Here is an 18,620-nt window from a genome sequence, read left to right as displayed (position 1 = left end):
TCAGACCCAGCGGACGTGCGTGCCGTCCCGCACGGTGCCGACGTACTCCTCCAGCAGGTCCTCCAACGCCACGACACCCAGCACCGCGCCGTCGGCACCTACCGCACGCGCGAGGTGCGACTGGGCCCGGCGCAACGCCGCCAGCGCCTCGTCCAGGCGAGCGTCCGCCGGCACCTCCGGCAGCCCGCGCACCCGAGCCCGCGGCACCAGGGTGGACGCGCCCTCCAGGTCCAGCACGTCCTTGACGTGCAGATACCCGATCAGCCCTGCATCCGACAGCACCGGGAACCGCGAGAACCCGGTCGCGGCGACCGCGGCCTCGATCTCGCCCACCGTCGGCGAGGCGGACACCGTCGTCAGCCGGTCCAACGGCACCAGGACGTCGGCCACGGTGCGCGCGGCGGAAGACAACGTCTGCGCCAGCCGCCGGTGCTCGGAGTCCTCCAGCAACCCCTCTGACCGCGACTGCCCGATCAGCAACGCCAGCTCGTCGGGCGTGTAGGCCGACTCCAGCTCGTCCACCGGCTCCACGCCGATCCGCCGCAGCACCCACCGGCCGACCGCCGTGAACAACGCCAGCACCGGCGCGATCATCCGCGAGAACCCGTAGTGCACGGGAACCAGCCACACCGCAGCCCGCTCCGGACCGGCGATCGCCAGGTTCTTCGGCACCATCTCGCCGAGGATCGTGTGCAACGCGACGACGATGACCAGCGCCACCGCGAACGCCACACCGTGCACCACGGCCAGTGGCAGCCCGACGGCGCCGAGCGGGCCCTCCAGAACCGAAGCCAGGGCGGGCTCGGCGATCGCACCCAGGCCCAGCGAGCACAGCGTGATGCCCAGCTGCGCGCCGGCGATCAGCAACGGCAACTGCTGCGACGCCTTGATCGCGGTGCGGGCGCGCGAGGAACCCTTGTCCGCCAACGCTTCCAGTCGGTCGCGCCGCGCGGTGATCACCGCGAACTCGGCACCGACGAAGAAGGCGTTGCCCGCCAGCAACAACACGACGACGAGGAAGTTCACGACGACACCACCCGCAGCTCGGCCACGCGGTGCCGGTCCATCCGCATCACGGTCACCCGCCACCCCTCGACGCGGATCTCGTCGCCGACGTCGGGGATTCGCCCGAGCCTGGCCAGCACGAGCCCCGCCAGCGTCTCGTAGTCGCCCGGCGGCATGTGGAACCCGGTCGCCTCGGCCACCTCGTCGTCGCGCAGCAGGCCGGACACGAGCCAGCTGTCCTTGCCCAGCGAGCGCACCGGCGGCGTCTCGCCGCGGTCGTGCTCGTCGCGCACGTCGCCGACGATCTCCTCGAAGACGTCCTCCAACGTCACCATGCCCGCCGTGCCGCCGTACTCGTCGACGACCAGCGCCGTCTGCAGGCCCGAAGCGCGCAAGCGGTCCAGCAGCGCGTCGCCCTCCAGCGTCTCCGGCACCGAGGTGACCGGACGCGTCAGCGCGGACAGAGGAGTCGTCCCACGCAGAGCGGCAGGCACGGCGAAGGCCTGCTTCACGTGCACCATGCCGCGCACCTCGTCCAACGAGCCGTCGTGCACGGGGAACCGGGAGAACCCGGTCTCGCGCGCTTTCAGCACCAGGTCCGCCACCGTCGCGTCGGCCCGCAGCGCCTCGACGCGCACGCGCGGCGTCATGAGCTCGCCGGCGGTCCGGTCGCCGAACCGCAGTGACCGATCGAGCAAAACCGCAGTGCCCTGGTCGAGCGTTCCGTGCTCGGCCGACGTGCGGACCAGCGCGCCCAGCTCCTCCGGCGAACGGGCGGACGCGAGCTCCTCGACCGGCTCGACGCCGAAGCGGCGGACCAGCCAGTTCGCCGAGTTGTTCATCCCGTTGATCAGCCACCGGAAGACGGTGGAGAACGCCGCCTGGAACCCCACGACCAGCCGCGCGGTCTCGAGCGGCTTGGCGATGGCGAGGTTCTTCGGGACCAGCTCGCCGAACACCATCGACAACGCCGTGGCGATCGCCAGCGCCAGTGCCAGCGACAAGCCGCCGGCCACCGCGTGCGGCACGCCCAGCCCGGCGAGGCCAGGCTCGATCAGCGCCGCGATCGCGGGCTCCGCGATGTAGCCGGTGATCAGCGTGGTCAGCGTGATGGCGAGCTGTGCGCCGGAGAGCTGGAAGGACAACGTCCGGTGCGCGCGGTCGATGGTCCGCGCCTTCGCGTCCCCCACCTCCGCGACGTGTCGTTCGACGGTGCTGCGCTCCAGCGCGGTCAGCGAGAACTCCGCCGCCACCGCGATGAACGTGCCCGCGGTCAGCGCCACGACGGCGAGCAGGCCGAGCACGCTCAGAAGGATTCCGGTCACCTCCGCGCTCCGCAGCAGCTAGGGACCGGATTGGTATGCCAGCCTGGGCCAGACCCCATGGGGACGGCTCAACTCCTCATGACTCGGTACGGGGACGGACGAGTCTAATTGTGGGCAGTCGACGCCCTCAGCACCACCTCGCCCGCCACGCGGACGGTGCGGGGCTCGTCACCACCGGCATCCAGCACGAGACCTGCGGCGATCTCGCCCATCTCCTCCAACGGCAGCCGCACGGTCGACAGCGCGGGGACGGTGTCCCGCAGCGTCGGGATGTCGTCGAACCCGGCGATCGACATGTCCTCCGGCACCCGCACGCCACGTTCCCGCAGCGCCGCCATCGCGCCCATCGCCATCACGTCGGTCACGGCGAACACGCAGGTGGCACGCGTCTTCGACGCCAACAGTTCCAACGCGGCCTCGTACCCGCCGTCACGGGTGAACGCGCCGTTGATCACCACGGGCGGCGCGATCCCGGCGTCCGCGAGCCCCGCCTTGAACCCGGCGAGCCGGTCCCTCGCCACGAAGAGGTCGGAAGGTCCACCCAGAACGGCGAACTTCTTGTGCCCGAGCTCGGTCAGGGCACGCGCCAGCGCTCGCCCTCCCGCCCGGTTGCCCGGCACGACAGTGTCGGTGCCGAGCTTCGCCTGCGACACGCACGCGACCCGCCCGCCCTGCTCGGTGAACGCGTCGATCTCCGCTGCCAGCCGCGACTGCGCCGAACGATCGGTGGTCCGCGAACCGGCCAGCACCACCGCGCGCGCCCGATGCGCGCGCAGCGTGGACAGCAGCTCCACCTCGCGCTCCGGCCGCCGCCCGGTCGTGCCCAGCACGACCACGAGCCCGGCCTCCTCTGCCACCCTGGTCACGCCCGCCGCGATGCACGAGAAGTACGGGTCGGTGATGTCGTGGACGACCAGGCCGACGAGCGAGCTCGAGTTGCGGGCCAGCGCCTGCGCGGACGCGTTCGGCACGTAACCGAGCTGCTCCGCTGTGCGCAGGACGCGGTCGCTCAGCTCCTCGCTCACCTGCCGCGTGCTGCCGTTCAGCACGCGCGAGGCGGTCGCCAGCGACACACCTGCCTGCTTGGCCACCTCGGCAAGTGTCACCTGTCGGGCGGACACGACCACCTCCGTCAACGTGCATGTGAGCGCTGAGACTAACTCGCGCGGAGGTTGACGGCCGTCAAGTGCCGCAACTAGCGTGGCGGGAAAGCGCTTTCCAGCGCTCCTACCAGGGAGGTGTGATGGCGGTTCGGACCATCGGAGTGGCGGTCAACGGCGTCACCGGGCGGATGGGGTATCGCCAGCACCTGGTCCGGTCCCTCCTCCCGCTGCGCGAAGAAGGCGTGCGGTTGCCGGACGGGACCGTGATCAAGGTCGAACCCGTGCTCGTCGGGCGCAACGCCGACAAGCTCAAGGAGATCGCGGAACGGCACGACCTCGCGCGCTGGACCACCGACCTCGACGCGGCGCTCGCGGACCCGTCGGTGGAGATCTACTTCGACTCGCAGGTCACGTCGAAGCACGTCGAGTCGATCACCAAGGCGCTCGAGGCCGGCAAGCACGTCTACACCGAGAAGCCGGTCAGCGAGACCGTCGACGAGGCGCTGCGGCTCGCGCAGCTCGCCGACGACAAGGGCCTCAAGCACGGAGTCGTCGCCGACAAGCTCTACCTGCCCGGCATCCGCAAGCTCAAGCGGCTGCTCGACGGCGGCTTCTTCGGCCGCGTCCTCAGCGTGCGCGGGGAGTTCGGCTACTGGGTCTTCGAGGGCGACTGGCAGCCCGCGCAGCGCCCGAGCTGGAACTACCGGGCGCAGGACGGCGGCGGCATCGTCTCGGACATGTTCTGCCACTGGAGCTACCTGCTCCACGACCTCTTCGGCCGGGTCGAGGCGGTCACGGCGAAGGCCGTCACGCACATCCCGACGCGCTGGGACGAGCAGGGAGCCGAGTACGCGGCGACCGCCGACGACGCCGCCTACGGCATCTTCGAGATCGAGAACGGCGTCATCGCCCAGATCAACTCGTCGTGGTGCGTCCGGGTGCGCCGCGACGAGCTCGTCGAGTTCCAAGTGGACGGCACCGAGGGGAGCGCGGTCGCGGGACTGCGCGAGTGCTTCGTGCAGCCCCGCGCCGTCACGCCGAAGCCGGTCTGGAACCCGGATCTCCCGGTCACGCACCCGTTCCGCGACCAGTGGCAGCAGGTGCCGGACAACGAGGACTTCGACAACGGCTTCAAGGTGCAGTGGGCCGAGTTCCTGCGGCACGTCTACCAGGGCACGCCGTTCCCGCACGACTTCCGCGCCGGCGCACGGGGTGTCGCACTCGCCGCCGCCGGTCTGCAGTCCTCTTCGGAGGGTCGTCGCGTGGAGATCCCCAATGTTTAACAGGACCGTGTTCGCGGCAGCACATGTTGTCGCCACAGACGAACGCACGGTGGACTGGGATGCCACGCTGAAGTTCCGGCACCACCTGTGGTCGCACGGCCTCGGCGTCGCGGAGGCGATGGACACCGCGCAACGCGGCATGGGCCTCGACTGGCCCACCGCGGCCGAGCTGATCCGCCGCAGCGCCGCCGAGAAGGCCGGACGGATCTGCGCGGGCGTCGCCACCGACCACCTCACCGGCGAGCCGAGCCTGGACGACGTGCTGAAGGCCTACCTGGACCAGCTCGACGTCGTGCAGGAGGCGGGCGCACAGCCCGTGCTGATGTGCTCCCGGCAGCTCGCCGCGTGCGCGAAGGGCCCGGAGGACTACGAGAAGGTCTACGGCACGCTGCTCGACAACGTCAGCGAACCGGTGATCCTGCACTGGCTCGGCACGGCGTTCGACCCGAAGCTGGCAGGGTATTGGGGCGCGAAAGAGGTCGACCGCGCCACCGACGCCTTCCTGGAGATCATCGCGGCCCGCCCGGACAAGGTCGACGGCGTGAAGGTGTCGCTGCTCGACGCGAACCACGAGATCGGCCTGCGCCGCAGGCTTCCGCCAGGCGTCCGCTGCTACACCGGCGACGACTTCAACTACCCGGAGCTGATCGCGGGCGACGAGCACGGCCACAGCGACGCGTTGCTCGGCATCTTCGACCCGATCGCGCCCGTGGCGGCCAAAGCGCTCGCGAAACTCGCCGAGGGCGACACCGACGAGTTCCACCGGATCATGGCGCCGACGGTTCCGTTGTCGCGCCACCTGTTCAGCACACCGACCTACTACTACAAAACCGGCGTGGTGTTCCTGGCGTGGCTGGCCGGGCACCAGGAACGATTCCTGTTGCTGGGCGGCCTGGAATCCGCCCGCGGCGTCGAGCACCTCGCCGAGGCGAAACGGCTCGCCGAGATCGCCGGCGTGATCGACCCCGATTTCGCGGAACGGCGGTGGCAGCAGTGGCTCGCCTCTCGCTGAACCAGGCGACGATCAAACGCGCGACGGTCGTGGAGGCCGTCGAGGGCTGCGTCCGGCACGGCATCTCCTCCATCGGGCTGTGGCGCGAACCGGTCGCGGACCACGGCCTGGAGCGCACCGCGAAGCTCGTCGCGGACGCGGGCCTGCGGGTGTCGTCGCTCTGTCGCGGCGGGTTCCTGACGGCGGTCGACAACCGTGCCGCGATGGACGACAACCGGCGCGCGATCGAGGAGGCGGCGGCGCTGCGCACCGACACGCTGGTGATGGTCGTCGGCGGTGTCGCGGGCGACAAGGACCTCGTCGGCGCACGTCAACGGGTCGCGGACGCCATCGCCGAACTGTCCGTCGAGGCGAAGTCCGCGGGCGTGACGCTCGCGCTGGAGCCGATGCACCCGGTGTTCTGCGCGGACCGCGGTGTGCTGTCGACGTTGTCGCAGGCGCTGGACATCGCGGAGAAGCACGATTCGGTCGGCGTCGTCGTGGACGCGCTGCACGTGTGGTGGGACCCGGACCTCGACGCGCAGATCGTGCGCGCGGGGGAGCGCATCGCGTCGTACCAGGTGTGCGACTGGCTCACACCGGTGCCGGCGGACGTGCTGCTGGGCCGCGGTTATCCGGGTGACGGCGACATCGACCTCGACCGGCTGACCAGACAGGTCGCCGCGACGGGATATGCGGGGGACGTCGAGGTGGAGATCTTCAACGCCGACATCTGGGCGGCGGACTTCGACGAGGTGATCGCGGAGGTTTCGCGGCGGTACCACTCCATTGTGGAACCGGCGCTGTAACACCGACGGCGGGGAAGCCGGTCGTCGACGGCGGCGACGACCGACCCCGGCGTTGGTTATGTATATATCTGAAAACCAGACGTCTTTGGTGCGGTTTCGAGGATGAATCTCAGGAATCAACCGCCGTTGAAGAACCTGTAAACCTTTGCACGGTGTTTCGGCTTCGTGGTCGTGATCTTGATGACCGCGTCGAACATCGACCGGCCGAGCTCGGCACGCGCTGCGACAGCGGGGTGCGTGGTGCTGAAGTCCTGGTCGTTCTGCGCCTTGTCACCGGCGAACGTGCCGGACGCGAACATCGAGTAGATGAGGATCGCCCGATTGTCCTCGCTGAACATGATCCCGGCCTCGTTTCGGCCGTCCTCGAACCAGCCCGCCTTCGTGGCCACGCGCAGGCGCTCGTTCGTCGTCAGGTTCAGCCGCACGCCGTCGGTGAAGCTCGCCGTCGCCCGCAGGATGTTGAGCAGGTAGGCCGTCGAGGCAGCGGACAGCAGCTGGCCGTCGACCAGCTTCTGCAGCAGCGTGTGCGTCTCGCGCGCCGTCGTGGTGCCGAGGAAGAACCGGTTCGGGTTCGCGACCGGCACGACCTGCGTGTGCACGAAGCCCTTGTCCCGCAGGATCTGGTTCAGCTCGAGCGCCGGCACGACCAGGCCGCACAGGCGGACCGCGGTGTTGTCCGAGACGGTGAGCAGGTTCGCGAGCGCGTGGCCCACGGTGACCTCGCTCGGGTACGCGCCGTCGAGCGCGAAGATGCCGTCGGTGTCCTGGATGACGATGCCGGCCGACACCGTGACGGTCTGGTCGAGCTTGATCAGCCCGCGGTCCACCTTGTCCAGGACGGCGACGGCGACCGCCACCTTGTTGACGCTGTAGGCCTCGACGACCCTGTCCGCGTTCTCGTCCACCGCGGACTTCGTGGTGCCGTCGAGGTCGGCGATCGTGATCAGCGACGACCAGTCGCCCCGCGCCCTGCGGGTCTGCCGCCGGTAGATCTGCGCCACGCGCTTGCGTGACCGGTCCGCGGTGGTCGGGAAGCGTTCGATCTCGACCTCCGCGTCTTCCTGAGCCTGCGCTGCACCGGTGGAGCCGAGCACGGCCGTCGCGGCCGCGACGGATCCCAGCCCGAACACGGACCTGCGGTTCAAAGTCATGCGCGACATCAAAACAGGCGGCACTGACAGTTCCCTGACTAGGGTTCGATCATGGAGAACGTCTTCGTGGTGACCGGCGCTTCCCGCGGCATCGGGGCGGCGACCGCCGCGCTGGCAGCCGACGCGGGCTATCGCGTGGTCAGAGCCTCGCGCACGGCCGAAGAATCTGTCGGGGACCGCGGGTGGGACGCCAAATGTGACGTTTCCTCGTGGGATTCCGTGCAGGAACTCATGTCCCGAGTGGAGTCGCGGTGGGGCCAGATCGACGTGGTGTTCGCGAACGCCGGCGTTTCCGTCGACACGTCGTTCGTTTCCGCCGCGGGCGCCGAACCGGAGGAATGGACCGGCATGGTCGTCACGAACGTCTGCGGTCCGGCGTTCACGGCACGTGCGGCGATGCCCGCGCTGATCCGGTCCGGCGGGCACCTGGTGCTCACCGGCTCCGCCGCCGGTCGCGGCGTGCGGCCGGGAAACCTCTACTCGGCGACGAAGTGGGCGGTCACCGGCCTGGCGCAGGCGATCCGGGCGGAAGCGGTGGGGACCGGGGTGCGGGTCACCGTGGTTCAGCCCGGACTCGTCGACACCGACGCGATCCCGGCGTCTCGGGCGGACGATCCCAAGCTGGCGCCGGAGGACGTGGGCAGGGCGGTGCTCTACGCCGTCTCGCAACCGTCCACGGTGGACGTGAACGAGATCCTGATCCGGCCCACCGGGCAGGCGGCGCACCGCTGAGCCTCAGGTGCTGACAGCGGGCTTCCTGGGCACGATGTTGTGCCAGAGGTTGAAGAGGTTGCCGGGATCGTACTCGGCCTTGATCGCGGCGAGCCGGTCGTAGTTATGCCTGCCGTAGCCCGCGACGACCCGGTCGGCGCCCTCGTCACCGATGAAGTTCAGGTAGACCGCGCCCGTCGTCCACGGCGCGAGCACGTCACGCAGGTGGTGCGCCCAGTCCCGCGCCCGCTGGTCGTCCGCCGGGTCCTCCCACAGCCCCAGCGGGTGTGCGACCCAGGGCGTGTCGCGGTTGGCCATCGGCCAGTCGTCCGCGTTGCGGGCGACCGCGCCTCCCCACGGGATCATGCCGTGCTGGGACGGCGACGGGGTGATCATCAGGCCGGCGGCGGCGCAGAACGCGTGCACCGCCTCGTCGGGCAGCGACCGCAGGTACTCGGCGGACCAGTAGTTCCGGAAGCCGGGCGGATCGTCCAGCATGGACTGGAAATCGGCGTAGGGGATGTCGGTGATCACCAGCGCCCGCGGCTCCAGCGCGGCGAGCGGGGCGACGAGGCCGGGCAGGTCCGCGGAGTTGCCCAGGTACGTCACGAGGACCGCGCAGCAGAGCTTGCCGACGAGTTCGGCGGGCACGAAGTCCTCCGGCGGCCCGGTCAGGTAGATCGCGCCACCGCCGACCTCCTCCGGCGCGGTCTCCATGAAGTCGCGGTAGGCGAGCGTCGCCGCCTCTCCCTCCTCGGCGGGCCACATCAGCAGCGCGAACGAGAACTCCGGCAGCGGGTGCAGCCGGAACGTGAACGACATGGCCACCCCGAAGTTCCCGCCACCGCCGTGCAACGCCCAGAACAGGTCGGGGTGTTCGGTCTCGCTCGCGGTCACGGTCCTGCCGTCGGCGAGCACCAGGTCGACGGCCAGCAGGTTGTCGCACGCCAGCCCGCACTTGCGTTCCATCCAGCCGGACCCGCCGCCCAGCGTCAGCCCGGCAACGCCCGTGGTGGAGACCCTGCCCCCGGTCGTGGCGGCGCCGAAGGGCTGCGCGGCCCGGTCGAACGCGCCCCACGTGGCCCCGCCGCCCACCACGGCGCTGCGCGCGTCGGGCGAGATCGAGACGGCGTTCATCCGGCGCATGTCGAGCACGAGCCCGTCCTGCACGAGGCTCGCCCCCGCCACGCTGTGGCCACCGCTGCGCACGGCCACCGGCATCCCGGACCGCTGGGCGAAGGCGAGCGCCTCCCGCACGTCCGCCGGGTTCTCGCACTGGGCGATCACCGCGGGTCTCGTCTCGATCGCGCTGTTGAACACGGCTCGCGCGTCCTCGTACGCCTGGTCGTGCGCGGTGAGCAGCGTTCCGGAGAAGGCAGCGCGCAGGCTCTCCAGGTTTGTCATGACCGAACCTCCCTGTGTGACTGGTGTCACACAGGTTGCGCCACTCGGGCGCTAGTCGCGCGTCCGGTAAGAACTCCCTAAGACCTCGGAACACCGCTGCAGGAGTGCTCGCAGCTGGGCGCGCTCCTCGTCGGTGAACGCGTCCGCGAGCTTCTGCTCCACCGCCACGGCACCCTTGTCCGCCTCGCGGAACTTCGCGTATCCGGCCTCGGTCAGCCGGTTCTCCAGCACGTTGCGCTGCCACTGGTGCGGTGTGCGCTCCACGAGCCCCATGGCGACCAGGTTCTGCAGGATCGTCGTCATCGTCTGCGGCGTGACCAGGCACAACCGCGCGAGTTCCGCCGCGGGCGCGCCGGGGTGGTCGCTCAACGCGAGCAGGGCCGAGTACTGCGGCACGGTCAGGCCCGCCGGCTTCACCGCCGCCGCCTTCGCGGTCATCAGCTCGAGCTCGGCGCGCTTGATGTCACCGCCGATCCGATCACCGCTGCGCATCCGTCCATCGTAGAAGTGTGATAAGAGTATTGATAGTTATCAGAACTCTGATAGCCATCAGTGCTCTTACTGGAGGGAAGCAATGCGCGTCGCGCTTGCCGTCATGGCGGCGTTGTTGCTGGTCACGGGCACAGCGGAAGCAACGCCGAGGCACATCGGAGGGGTCGCGGAGTCGCTGCACCCCGAGGGCGTGCAGTGGGATCCGACCCGCGGCCAGTTCCTGGTCAGCTCACTGCGCCACGGCACGGTGTCGCTGGTCAGCCAGACCGGCAGGGTCCGCACGCTGGTCAGCGGCACGAAGATGGTGTCCACGTTCGGCATCCAGGTCGACCGCGGCCGGCTGCTCGTCGCGTTCGGCGACATCGGCCTCGGCGACCGGCAGGAACTCGGCCAGTCCGGCCTCGGGATCTTCGACCTGCGCACCGGCCGCACGATCAGCCTGATCGACATCCCCAACGGCGCCAACGACGTGGCCGTCGACCCGGCCGGCAACGCCTACGTCACCGGCACGAAGGGCGACACGATCTTCAAGGTCGACCGCGCTGGCACCGTCACGGCGTTCGCGAAGGACCCGCGGCTGGGCGGGGAGTCGTTCGGCAACAACGGAATCGCCTGGGACCCCAGGGGATTCCTCATCACCGGCCACTACACGACCGGCACGCTGTTCAAGGTCACGCAGGACCACGTCGAGGAACTGCCCGCGCCGAAGCTCCCCGGCGCGGACGGCCTCACGCTCACCCCGCAGGGCCTGACGGTCGTCACGAACAGGCTGAGCGCGCCCGGCAAGAACGCCGTCACCGTGCTCGACACCCGCACGTGGCAGATCAGGTCCCAGCGCGAGTGGAGGACCGCGCCGACCACGGCGGCCCGCACGCCGCACGGAACCTACGTGCTGAGCGGGTACCTCGACGTGCTGATCGCCGGGTCGACCACCGACGAGTTCAGCCTCGACCGATGAACTCGACGAGCAGCCGGTTGACCTCGTCCGGCCGCTCCAGGTAGCCGATGTGCCCGCAGTCGGCGACCTCGGCGTAGCGGGCACCGGGGATCGCGTCCGCCACCTCGCGCGACAGGCGGGGTGGCAGGACGAGGTCGTCGGCGAACCCGATCACCAGCGACCGCACGGAAATCCGCCGGTACGCCTCGACGCGGGGCTCGTAGTCGCTCAACGCGAGCTGCGCACGTTCACCGGGGCTCAGCGACGAACCGGCGAACTCGTACATCTGCACCCAGTCGCGGGCGATGATCGGATCCGCCAGCGTCGCGGGGGAGAGGTTGCGGACCACCGCGGCCGCCGCGTAGAAGGACGGCGGCACCTCGACGCCCTTGTCGTACAGGTCCATCAGGCTGCGCGACCACGCCTGCTGCACCGGGTGGGGACGCGCGGCGGTCGCCATCATCACCGCGCTGCGCAGCAGGTCCGGCCTGGCCAGCGCCAGCTCCTGCGTGACCCGCGCACCCAGCGACGTGCCGATCACGTGCGCCGGCCGCCCAGGTGCTCGATCAGCGCCGCGGTGTCGGCGACCATGTCGTCGATCGTGAAGCCGTCCGCGCACTCCGACGACGGTCGGATGCCCCGGTTGTCGAAGAAGGCGACCCGGTAACCGGCCTTGACCAGCGCGGGCACCTGGTACGTGCGCCAGACGCGGCCGGGGCTGCCGGTGCCCATGACCAGCACGACGAGATCACCGGAGCCCTCGGTCTGGACGTTCAGCTCGATGCCGTTGAGCGGGACGATCGCCATTCCGAAGATCCTAGAAGCGGCACAGCGGCCTGATCTCCGCCGCGTGAGACGGATAACGCGCGCACAGCTCGTCCGCGTGCCCGAACGAGACGATGTCGTCGGTGTACGGCGGCACCACCACCGTGCCGACCAACGACCAGTCACCGGCCGGCGAGCTGCCCTGCCACACCCCCGCGGGCACCACGACCTGCGGGTTGGCCGCCGACAACACCGGCTGCGTGACCGAACCGTCCGGGTGCAGCAACAGCATCCGCAACGGCGACCCGGCGTGGAAGTGGTAGATCTCCAGGTGCTTCAGCACGTGCATCCCGGAGAAGTCCGGCGCGCGCAACAGGTACGCGATCGCGGACGCCTCCTCGGAGCGGTGCGTCTGCGCGAAGTAGCCGCCCTCGACGGGAAGCTCCTGCATGCCCAGCGAGGCGATCAGCTGCTCTGGGGTCACGTCATCTCCGGAAGCGGGGAACCGTGCACGACGACCATGCCCTTGCCGAGCCGTTTCGCCGTGTACATCGCGGCGTCCGCGGCACCGAGCACCTCGTCGGCTGTCACTGTCGGGTCGTACGAAAACCGTTGTGCCACACCGATGCTGGCGTGCACGTGGTGCACCCGGCCGTGCACCTCGTGCGGGTGCGCCAGCGCATCCAGCAGCCGTGCGCCGATGTCGTCCGCGTCGCCGCCGTCGACCAGCACGCCGAACTCGTCGCCGCCCAGCCGCGCCACGGTGTCCTCCGGGCGCACGCTGTTCTCCAGCCGTGCCGCGACGTTGCGCAGCAGGACGTCGCCCTCGGCGTGGCCGTAGTTGTCGTTGACGGCCTTGAACCCGTCCACGTCGATGAACAGCAGGATCAACGGCCGCGAGCGATCCCTCACCGCCAGCGCGCGCTCCAGCCGTTCCCGGAACAGCGAACGGTTCGCGACACCGGTCAACGGGTCGTGCGTCGCCTCGTGCCGCAGTTGTTCACGGGAGACGCGGAGCTGGTCCATCAGCCGGACGTTGTCCACCATCGTCCGCAGCTGTCGCACGATCACCAGGCACACCACGGAAAGCCCGACGTAGATCTCGACCGGGTTGAGGCGGCCGCCGGTCGCGGTGTTCCAGCCGACGAAGAGGCCGGTGATCGCGAGCGGCAGGTACGGCACGAACAGGTGCAGCAGGTCGGCCATGCGCATCCGGCCGGACGACGGCTGCAGGTTCCGCGCCGGTGCGAGCGCGCTGAGGAAGAAGAACGCCGGGCACAGCATGAAACCGACGTCCGCGGTCGCCGGGATCGCCGTGATCCCCTTGGAGATGTAGAACGCGAACACCCAGCCCGACGACGACTGCGCGACCCCGGCCAGCGCTATGAACACCATCGGCCACTGACGCACGGACTGATGCGTCCACGACATCACCACGATGGCCACGAGCAGCACGAGGTACGCGGCGGGATGTGCGACCACCGTGGCGAAACCGGGCCCTTCGGTCGCCCACGCGCGGGTCAGCGACTCCAGCGCCGACACCCACGTCAGCACGAACAGCGACCCGATCACGATCAGCCCGTCGAGCACCACGACCGTGCGGCTGCGGTAGTTCGGCAGCAGGTCGTCCGCGCGCCGCTGCTGGGCCTTGACGACCACCGCGGCCAGGCACAGCACCGGCACCAGGGTGAACCCGAGCGGCGCGATCGTCGTCGTCGGCAGTTGCACACCCAGGATCTGCTGACCCCAGATCCACGCCGAGAGCGCGACGGTCAGGCTCGTCATGGCCGCCGTCATCCAGCCGTTGCGCTGCCGGGCGTAGACGACGAGCGCCGCGACGGCGAACACCAGCTGCACGACCTTGTCGATCGCGAGGCCGATCTCCCGCGGTGCGGCCAGCGCGGTGAGGATGGTGATCGCCATGAAGGTGCCGACGCACCCCACAACGAGCCAGAACCTCTTCACCGCGTCTCCCGTGATCGAAACCCGACCACCGTAGTGACGGCGGTGTGGACTTGTCGAACCGTGTCGGTGCGAGTCCCCCTTCGGTGCACCGGATATGGTTCGAACGGTTGTTCGTTCGGCGATCCGGGGAGCTGTTGTGCGGGTGTTCGGGGTCGACCCCGGTCTGACCAGGTGCGGCTTCGGCGTCGTCGACGGCGGGCCTGGCCGGACCGTGCGCGCGGTCGCCGTCGACGTCCTGCGCACGCCCGTGGACGCTCCTCTGTCCGTGCGTCTGCACGAGCTGTACGTCGGCGTGTGCGAGTGGCTGGACCGCTACGAACCTCAGGTCGTCGCCATCGAACGGGTCTTCGCGCAGCACAACGTCCGCACCGCGATGGGGGTCGCGCAGGCGTCCGGCGTGGTGGCTCTGGCGGCGGCGCAACGGAGTCTGCCGGTCGAGTTCCACACGCCGTCCGAGGTGAAGGCCGCGGTCACGGGGTCGGGGCGCGCGGACAAGGCGCAGGTCACGGCGATGGTCACGAAGCTGCTGGGGTTGAAGACGGCGCCGAAGCCGGCGGACGCGGCGGACGCGCTGGCGCTGGCGATCTGCCACCACTGGCGCGCGCCGATGCGTTCGCGCATGGAAGAGGCACAGGCGAAAGCCGCGGAGCTGGCGCGTGTGCACAAGGCCCGGCTGGCCGAGGCCGCCAAGCGAACTGTCTAAGGTCGGAGCACGTGAAGTCCGGAGGAACCAGGTGATCTCGTCACTGCGCGGCCAGGTGCAGCACGTCGGCCTCGACCACGCCGTCGTCGAGGTGGGCGGCGTCGGGTTCGCCGTCCAGATGACCCCGAGCACGCTCGCCACCCTGCGCCGCGGCGAGGAGGCGAGCCTCGCCACCACGCTGGTCGTCCGCGAGGACAGCCTCACCCTGTTCGGGTTCGCCGACGCCGAGGCCCGCGAGCTGTTCGGCCTGCTCCAGACCGTGAGCGGCATCGGCCCGCGCATCGCGCTGGCCACCCTCGCCGTGCTGGAACCGGACAAGCTCCGCCACGCGCTCGCCGAAGGCAACATCACGGTGCTCACCCAGGTCCCGGGCATCGGCAAGAAGGGCGCGGAACGCCTCATCATCGAGCTCCGCGACAAGGTCGGCGCACTCCCGGCGCCCGCCACGCCCGCGCACAGCCAGACCCGCGACCACGTCGTCGAAGCGCTGCTCGGCCTGGGCTTTCCCGCGAAGGCCGCGGAGGCCACCGTCGACGGCGTCCTCGCCGACAACCCGGACCAGTCCACCTCCGCCGTCCTGCGCCGTGCGCTCGCGACCCTGGGGCGCAAGTGACCGAGGACGAGCTCAGCCCCTTCGCCGCGCCGGCCGAGCGCGACGTCGAGACCACCCTGCGGCCCCGCGACCTGCACGAGTTCGTGGGTCAGCAGCGGGTGCGCGAACAGCTCGAACTCGTCCTGCACGGCGCCATGCGCCGCGGCACCGCTCCGGACCACGTGCTGCTCAGCGGCCCTCCCGGCCTCGGCAAGACCTCCCTCGCCATGATCATCGCGAAGGAGCTGAACAGCGCCATCCGCATCACCAGCGGCCCGGCGCTGGAGCGCGCGGGCGACCTGGCGGCCATGCTGTCCAACCTGGTCGAGGGTGACGTCCTGTTCATCGACGAGATCCACCGCATGGCCAGGCCCGCGGAGGAGATGCTGTACCTCGCCATGGAGGACTTCCGCGTCGACGTCGTCGTCGGCAAGGGCCCGGGAGCGACCAGCATCCCGCTCGACATCGCCCCGTTCACGCTGGTGGGAGCCACGACGAGGTCGGGAGCGCTCACCGGCCCGCTGCGCGACCGCTTCGGCTTCACCGGCCACATGGAGTTCTACAGCGCCGACGAGCTCGACCTCATCGTGAAGCGCAGCGCCAAGATCCTCGGCGTCGACCTCCACGACGACGGCGCCATCGAGATCGCGAGCCGCAGCCGCGGCACACCCCGCATCGCGAACCGGCTGCTGCGCCGGGTCCGCGACTTCGCGGAGGTCAGGGCCGACGGCAGGGTCACGGAGGAGATCGCCAAGCAGGCGCTCGAGGTCTACGACGTCGACCAGCTCGGCCTCGACCGGCTCGACCGCGCCGTGCTGACGGCCCTGGTCAAGAGCTTCAACGGCGGCCCTGTCGGCGTGTCCACCCTCGCGGTCGCGGTCGGTGAGGAACCGACCACCGTGGAAGAGGTGTGCGAACCGTATTTGGTGCGGGCTGGCATGCTGGCCCGTACACCGCGCGGCCGAGTGGCGACGCCAGCCGCGTGGCACCACCTGGGGCTCGAACCGCCCGCCGGTGATCAACTGTGGTGACCTGGCACAATCGGTGAAAGCACCTGGACATATCGGACGTGCGTCGAGCCACGTCCACTTGATCGGAGAATGATGGGCAGCCTTGGCAATTTGATGTTCCCGTTGCTGCTGGTTCTGCTGGCGGTGCCGCTGTTCCTCAGCGCGCGCAAGCAGAAGCGGGCGATGGCCGAGCAGCAGCAGCTGCAGAACTCGCTCCAGCCCGGTGACAAGGTGATGACGACGTCGGGCCTCTACGGCACCGTCGCCGACGCCAGCCACGACACCACGATCGACATCGAGATCTCCGAGGGTGTCGTCACGCGCTGGCTGCGCGCCGCGATCCGCGAGAAGGTCGTCGACACGGACGAGGCCGTGACCGAGACCGACGCCGACGAGGCCGAGGAGCAGGTGACCACCGCACAGGTCGCCGAGCCTCTGGACCACAACGCCAAGAAGTAACGGCATAAGCTCGCACTCCTGGAGTTGGCAACTGTGAACACCGCCAACTCCAGGTAGTGACGCGCAGCTCACGCGGCGCGCGTTACGCTGCGCGCTCGGAAACCATCGCTACTAGGAGACGGACGGATCGTGGCACCTCCGGCCGGGCAAATTCGCCCTGCGAAGTACTTGGCGAGTTTTGTCCTCATCGTGGTCGCGCTTTACGCCCTGGTGTTCTTCACCGGGAACGGTTCGGCCAAACCCAAGCTCGGTATCGACCTCCAGGGCGGCACCATCGTCACCCTGACCGCGCGTCAGGAAGACGGTGCCCAGCCGAGCGAGGAAGCGCTGACCCGTGCACGTGACCTCATCGAGGTGCGCGTCAACGGACTCGGCGTCTCCGGTGCCGAGGTCGTGCGCGACGGCAACAACCTGACGATCACCGTGCCCGGCGCGGACAGCGAGGGCGCGAAGGGCCTCGGCCAGACCGCCCGCCTCGCGTTCCGCAAGGTCATGGGTCAGCCGATCCCGGCCGGTGCGGCACCGAACACCGAGGCGCCGTCGTCGAGCACCCCGCCGTCGAGCAACGCGAGCACGCCGCCGTCGCCGAGCCAGTCCGCCTCGCAGCCGTCGTCGAGCAACGCCCCGCAGGGCCGTCCCGCTCCGAACCTGGCCGCGCAGCCGTCGAGCACGCCGCCGTCCTCCAGCTCCGCGCCGTCCAGCACGCCGTCCAGCACGCCGTCCGCCCCCTCCAACGTCGACCCGAAGGTCGCGAAGGAGATCCAGGAGGCCAAGGCGCTGCGCCAGAGCACCGACCAGCAGGTCCTGCAGCAGGCCGCGCTCATGCTCGACTGCTCCAAGCCCGACCCGCTGCGCGGCAACGACGACCTGGACAAGCCGCTCGTCACCTGCGGCGAGAAGGGCGCGTACAAGTACATCCTCGCGCCGGTCAACCCGCCGAAGGACGACACGCAGACCAAGCCGGACGACTACAGCATGTACTCCCGCCTGACGGGTGAGGACATCAGCAACGCTGTGGCGAACAAGAACCCGAACGGCACCGGCTACGTCGTCAACCTCGACTTCAAGAGCGACGGCGGCACGAAGTGGGGCAAGTTCACCTCGGCCAACGTGCAGCAGGCCGTCGCCGTGGTGCTCGACGGTGAGGTCATGTCCGCGCCGACCATCCAGTCGGCCATCACCGGTGGCTCCACCGAGATCAGCGGCAAGTTCACGCTGGCGGAGGCCCAGAACCTCGCGAACACCCTGAAGTACGGCGCGCTGCCGCTGTCCTTCGACGCCTCCGAGGCGCAGACGATCTCCCCGACGCTCGGCCTGCAGTCGCTCAAGGCCGGCCTCATCGCGGGTGGCATCGGCCTCGCGCTGGTCTTCGTCTACTGCATGTTCTACTACCGACTGCTCGGCATCCTGACGATCCTGTCGCTGGGGCTGTCCGGTCTGATCATCTACGCGGTGCTCGTGCTGCTGGGCCGCTGGATCGGGTTCACGCTCGACCTCGCGGGCATCGCCGGTTTCATCGTCGCCATCGGTATCACCGCCGACTCGTTCATCGTCTTCTTCGAACGACTGAAGGACGAGGTGCGCGAGGGCCGCACGTTCCGCTCGGCCGTGCCGCGCGCGTGGGTCCGTTCCCGCCGCACGATCCTCTCCGCCGACGCGGTCAGCTTCATCGCCGCCGCCGTGCTGTACATCATCGCGGTCGGCCAGGTGAAGGGCTTCGCGTTCACCCTGGGCATGTCGACGGTCCTCGACCTCGTGGTCGTGTTCCTCGTGACGCACCCGCTGGTCGCGATGGCGTCGAAGTCCAAGTTCCTGTCCAAACCGAACCTGTCCGGCCTGGGCGGCGCCGCCCGCGAGGGCGCCGCACACCGCGCCGCCGTGACCGGCAAGACCGCTGCCGTGAAGGAGGCCTGAC

General features: G+C 69.8%; 20 protein-coding genes. 10 read left to right on the top strand and 10 right to left on the bottom strand.

The annotated features are described in order from the left end of the window. The 3 genes from IEZ09_RS29920 to IEZ09_RS29910 all read right to left on the bottom strand — a co-directional run bounded on the left by IEZ09_RS29920 (window position 1) and on the right by IEZ09_RS29910 (window position 3,451). Complete coding sequence (locus IEZ09_RS29920; protein WP_189257142.1) at window positions 1–1,026, bottom strand: hemolysin family protein; 1,026 nt, start codon at window positions 1,024–1,026, stop codon at window positions 1–3. Further along, on the bottom strand, window positions 1,023–2,330 hold the full coding sequence (locus IEZ09_RS29915; RefSeq protein ID WP_189257141.1) for a hemolysin family protein: 1,308 nt from the start codon (window positions 2,328–2,330) through the stop codon (window positions 1,023–1,025). Before IEZ09_RS29915 ends, IEZ09_RS29920 begins: the two co-directional genes overlap by 4 nt. A gap of 104 nt (window positions 2,331–2,434) precedes the next feature. Further along, the gene (locus IEZ09_RS29910; protein ID WP_189257140.1) at window positions 2,435–3,451 is read right to left on the bottom strand and encodes a LacI family DNA-binding transcriptional regulator; all 1,017 of its coding nucleotides are present in this window, start codon (window positions 3,449–3,451) and stop codon (window positions 2,435–2,437) included. 122 nt (window positions 3,452–3,573) lie between these two features. Between IEZ09_RS29910 and IEZ09_RS29905 the strand changes: the two genes are divergently transcribed. Genes IEZ09_RS29905 through IEZ09_RS29895 form a run of 3 tightly spaced genes read left to right on the top strand, consistent with a single transcriptional unit; the run spans window position 3,574 to window position 6,516 of the window. After that, complete coding sequence (locus tag IEZ09_RS29905; protein ID WP_189257139.1) at window positions 3,574–4,716, top strand: Gfo/Idh/MocA family protein; 1,143 nt, start codon at window positions 3,574–3,576, stop codon at window positions 4,714–4,716. Continuing rightward, complete coding sequence (locus tag IEZ09_RS29900; RefSeq protein ID WP_189257138.1) at window positions 4,709–5,728, top strand: dihydrodipicolinate synthase family protein; 1,020 nt, start codon at window positions 4,709–4,711, stop codon at window positions 5,726–5,728. The genes IEZ09_RS29905 and IEZ09_RS29900 overlap by 8 nt, the downstream gene beginning before the upstream one ends. Then, window positions 5,710–6,516 (top strand): sugar phosphate isomerase/epimerase family protein, encoded by an 807-nt coding sequence (locus tag IEZ09_RS29895; protein WP_229813075.1) that lies wholly within the window; start codon window positions 5,710–5,712, stop codon window positions 6,514–6,516. Before IEZ09_RS29900 ends, IEZ09_RS29895 begins: the two co-directional genes overlap by 19 nt. 116 nt (window positions 6,517–6,632) lie before the next feature. On the opposite strand, the gene IEZ09_RS29890 is transcribed toward IEZ09_RS29895, so the two are convergent. Then, complete coding sequence (locus tag IEZ09_RS29890; RefSeq protein ID WP_189257137.1) at window positions 6,633–7,667, bottom strand: serine hydrolase; 1,035 nt, start codon at window positions 7,665–7,667, stop codon at window positions 6,633–6,635. A 48-nt stretch (window positions 7,668–7,715) separates the two neighbouring features. On the opposite strand from IEZ09_RS29890, the gene IEZ09_RS29885 reads away from it, so the two are divergent. Then, a complete protein-coding gene (locus IEZ09_RS29885; RefSeq protein WP_189257196.1) occupies window positions 7,716–8,399 on the top strand; it encodes an SDR family oxidoreductase in 684 nt (227 codons plus the stop codon). A gap of 3 nt (window positions 8,400–8,402) precedes the next feature. Here IEZ09_RS29885 and IEZ09_RS29880 read toward each other — a convergent pair whose 3' ends face one another. Continuing rightward, entirely contained in the window at window positions 8,403–9,782 is a 1,380-nt protein-coding gene (locus IEZ09_RS29880; protein ID WP_189257136.1) for an FAD-binding oxidoreductase, read from the bottom strand. 51 nt (window positions 9,783–9,833) lie between these two features. Beyond that, window positions 9,834–10,274 (bottom strand): MarR family winged helix-turn-helix transcriptional regulator, encoded by a 441-nt coding sequence (locus IEZ09_RS29875; protein WP_189257135.1) that lies wholly within the window; start codon window positions 10,272–10,274, stop codon window positions 9,834–9,836. A gap of 82 nt (window positions 10,275–10,356) precedes the next feature. On the opposite strand from IEZ09_RS29875, the gene IEZ09_RS29870 reads away from it, so the two are divergent. Next, window positions 10,357–11,232 (top strand): SMP-30/gluconolactonase/LRE family protein, encoded by an 876-nt coding sequence (locus IEZ09_RS29870; RefSeq protein ID WP_189257134.1) that lies wholly within the window; start codon window positions 10,357–10,359, stop codon window positions 11,230–11,232. Here IEZ09_RS29870 and IEZ09_RS29865 read toward each other — a convergent pair. Genes IEZ09_RS29865 through IEZ09_RS29855 form a run of 4 tightly spaced genes read right to left on the bottom strand, consistent with a single transcriptional unit; the run spans window position 11,216 to window position 13,941 of the window. Next, on the bottom strand, window positions 11,216–11,830 hold the full coding sequence (locus IEZ09_RS29865; RefSeq protein ID WP_368856200.1) for an alpha/beta fold hydrolase: 615 nt from the start codon (window positions 11,828–11,830) through the stop codon (window positions 11,216–11,218). The genes IEZ09_RS29870 and IEZ09_RS29865 overlap by 17 nt on opposite strands. After that, window positions 11,749–12,018, bottom strand: a complete 270-nt coding sequence (locus IEZ09_RS47750) for an alpha/beta fold hydrolase (protein WP_308202437.1) — start codon at window positions 12,016–12,018, stop codon at window positions 11,749–11,751. Before IEZ09_RS47750 ends, IEZ09_RS29865 begins: the two co-directional genes overlap by 82 nt. A gap of 10 nt (window positions 12,019–12,028) precedes the next feature. Further along, complete coding sequence (locus IEZ09_RS29860; protein WP_189257133.1) at window positions 12,029–12,460, bottom strand: cupin domain-containing protein; 432 nt, start codon at window positions 12,458–12,460, stop codon at window positions 12,029–12,031. Then, a complete protein-coding gene (locus tag IEZ09_RS29855; protein ID WP_229813074.1) occupies window positions 12,457–13,941 on the bottom strand; it encodes a GGDEF domain-containing protein in 1,485 nt (494 codons plus the stop codon). Before IEZ09_RS29855 ends, IEZ09_RS29860 begins: the two co-directional genes overlap by 4 nt. 136 nt (window positions 13,942–14,077) lie before the next feature. On the opposite strand from IEZ09_RS29855, the gene ruvC reads away from it, so the two are divergent. The 5 genes from ruvC (at window position 14,078) to secD (ending at window position 18,619) form a co-directional block, all read left to right on the top strand. Next, a complete protein-coding gene (ruvC, locus tag IEZ09_RS29850; protein WP_189257132.1) occupies window positions 14,078–14,644 on the top strand; it encodes a crossover junction endodeoxyribonuclease RuvC in 567 nt (188 codons plus the stop codon). Between the two features lie 31 nt (window positions 14,645–14,675). Continuing rightward, window positions 14,676–15,257: a Holliday junction branch migration protein RuvA gene (gene ruvA, locus IEZ09_RS29845; protein ID WP_189257131.1), complete on the top strand. Its 582-nt coding sequence runs from the start codon at window positions 14,676–14,678 to the stop codon at window positions 15,255–15,257. Continuing rightward, window positions 15,254–16,267, top strand: a complete 1,014-nt coding sequence (gene ruvB / locus IEZ09_RS29840) for a Holliday junction branch migration DNA helicase RuvB (RefSeq protein ID WP_189257130.1) — start codon at window positions 15,254–15,256, stop codon at window positions 16,265–16,267. Before ruvA ends, ruvB begins: the two co-directional genes overlap by 4 nt. Window positions 16,268–16,360: 93 nt before the next feature. Beyond that, window positions 16,361–16,705 (top strand): preprotein translocase subunit YajC, encoded by a 345-nt coding sequence (gene yajC / locus IEZ09_RS29835; RefSeq protein WP_189257129.1) that lies wholly within the window; start codon window positions 16,361–16,363, stop codon window positions 16,703–16,705. A gap of 129 nt (window positions 16,706–16,834) precedes the next feature. Beyond that, entirely contained in the window at window positions 16,835–18,619 is a 1,785-nt protein-coding gene (secD, locus tag IEZ09_RS29830; protein WP_189257128.1) for a protein translocase subunit SecD, read from the top strand. Window position 18,620: the final 1 nt, after the last annotated feature.

The organism is Lentzea flava, assembly GCF_014648475.1.
Taxonomy (GTDB): domain Bacteria; phylum Actinomycetota; class Actinomycetes; order Mycobacteriales; family Pseudonocardiaceae; genus Lentzea; species Lentzea flava.
Note: the sequence above shows the minus strand (reverse complement) of the source record. Positions and strands in the feature narration are given on the sequence as shown.

What these genes read in the sequence shown, in the direction of transcription:
- IEZ09_RS29905 (WP_189257139.1), top strand. Translation starts at nt 3,574, where the DNA reads ATGGCGGTTCGGACCATCGGAGTGGCGGTCAACGGCGTCACCGGGCGG.
- IEZ09_RS29900 (WP_189257138.1), top strand. Translation starts at nt 4,709, where the DNA reads ATGTTTAACAGGACCGTGTTCGCGGCAGCACATGTTGTCGCCACAGAC.
- IEZ09_RS29890 (WP_189257137.1), bottom strand. Translation starts at nt 7,667, where the DNA reads ATGACTTTGAACCGCAGGTCCGTGTTCGGGCTGGGATCCGTCGCGGCC.
- IEZ09_RS29880 (WP_189257136.1), bottom strand. Translation starts at nt 9,782, where the DNA reads ATGACAAACCTGGAGAGCCTGCGCGCTGCCTTCTCCGGAACGCTGCTC.
- IEZ09_RS29875 (WP_189257135.1), bottom strand. Translation starts at nt 10,274, where the DNA reads ATGCGCAGCGGTGATCGGATCGGCGGTGACATCAAGCGCGCCGAGCTC.
- IEZ09_RS29870 (WP_189257134.1), top strand. Translation starts at nt 10,357, where the DNA reads ATGCGCGTCGCGCTTGCCGTCATGGCGGCGTTGTTGCTGGTCACGGGC.
- IEZ09_RS47750 (WP_308202437.1), bottom strand. Translation starts at nt 12,018, where the DNA reads ATGGCGATCGTCCCGCTCAACGGCATCGAGCTGAACGTCCAGACCGAG.
- yajC (WP_189257129.1), top strand. Translation starts at nt 16,361, where the DNA reads ATGTTCCCGTTGCTGCTGGTTCTGCTGGCGGTGCCGCTGTTCCTCAGC.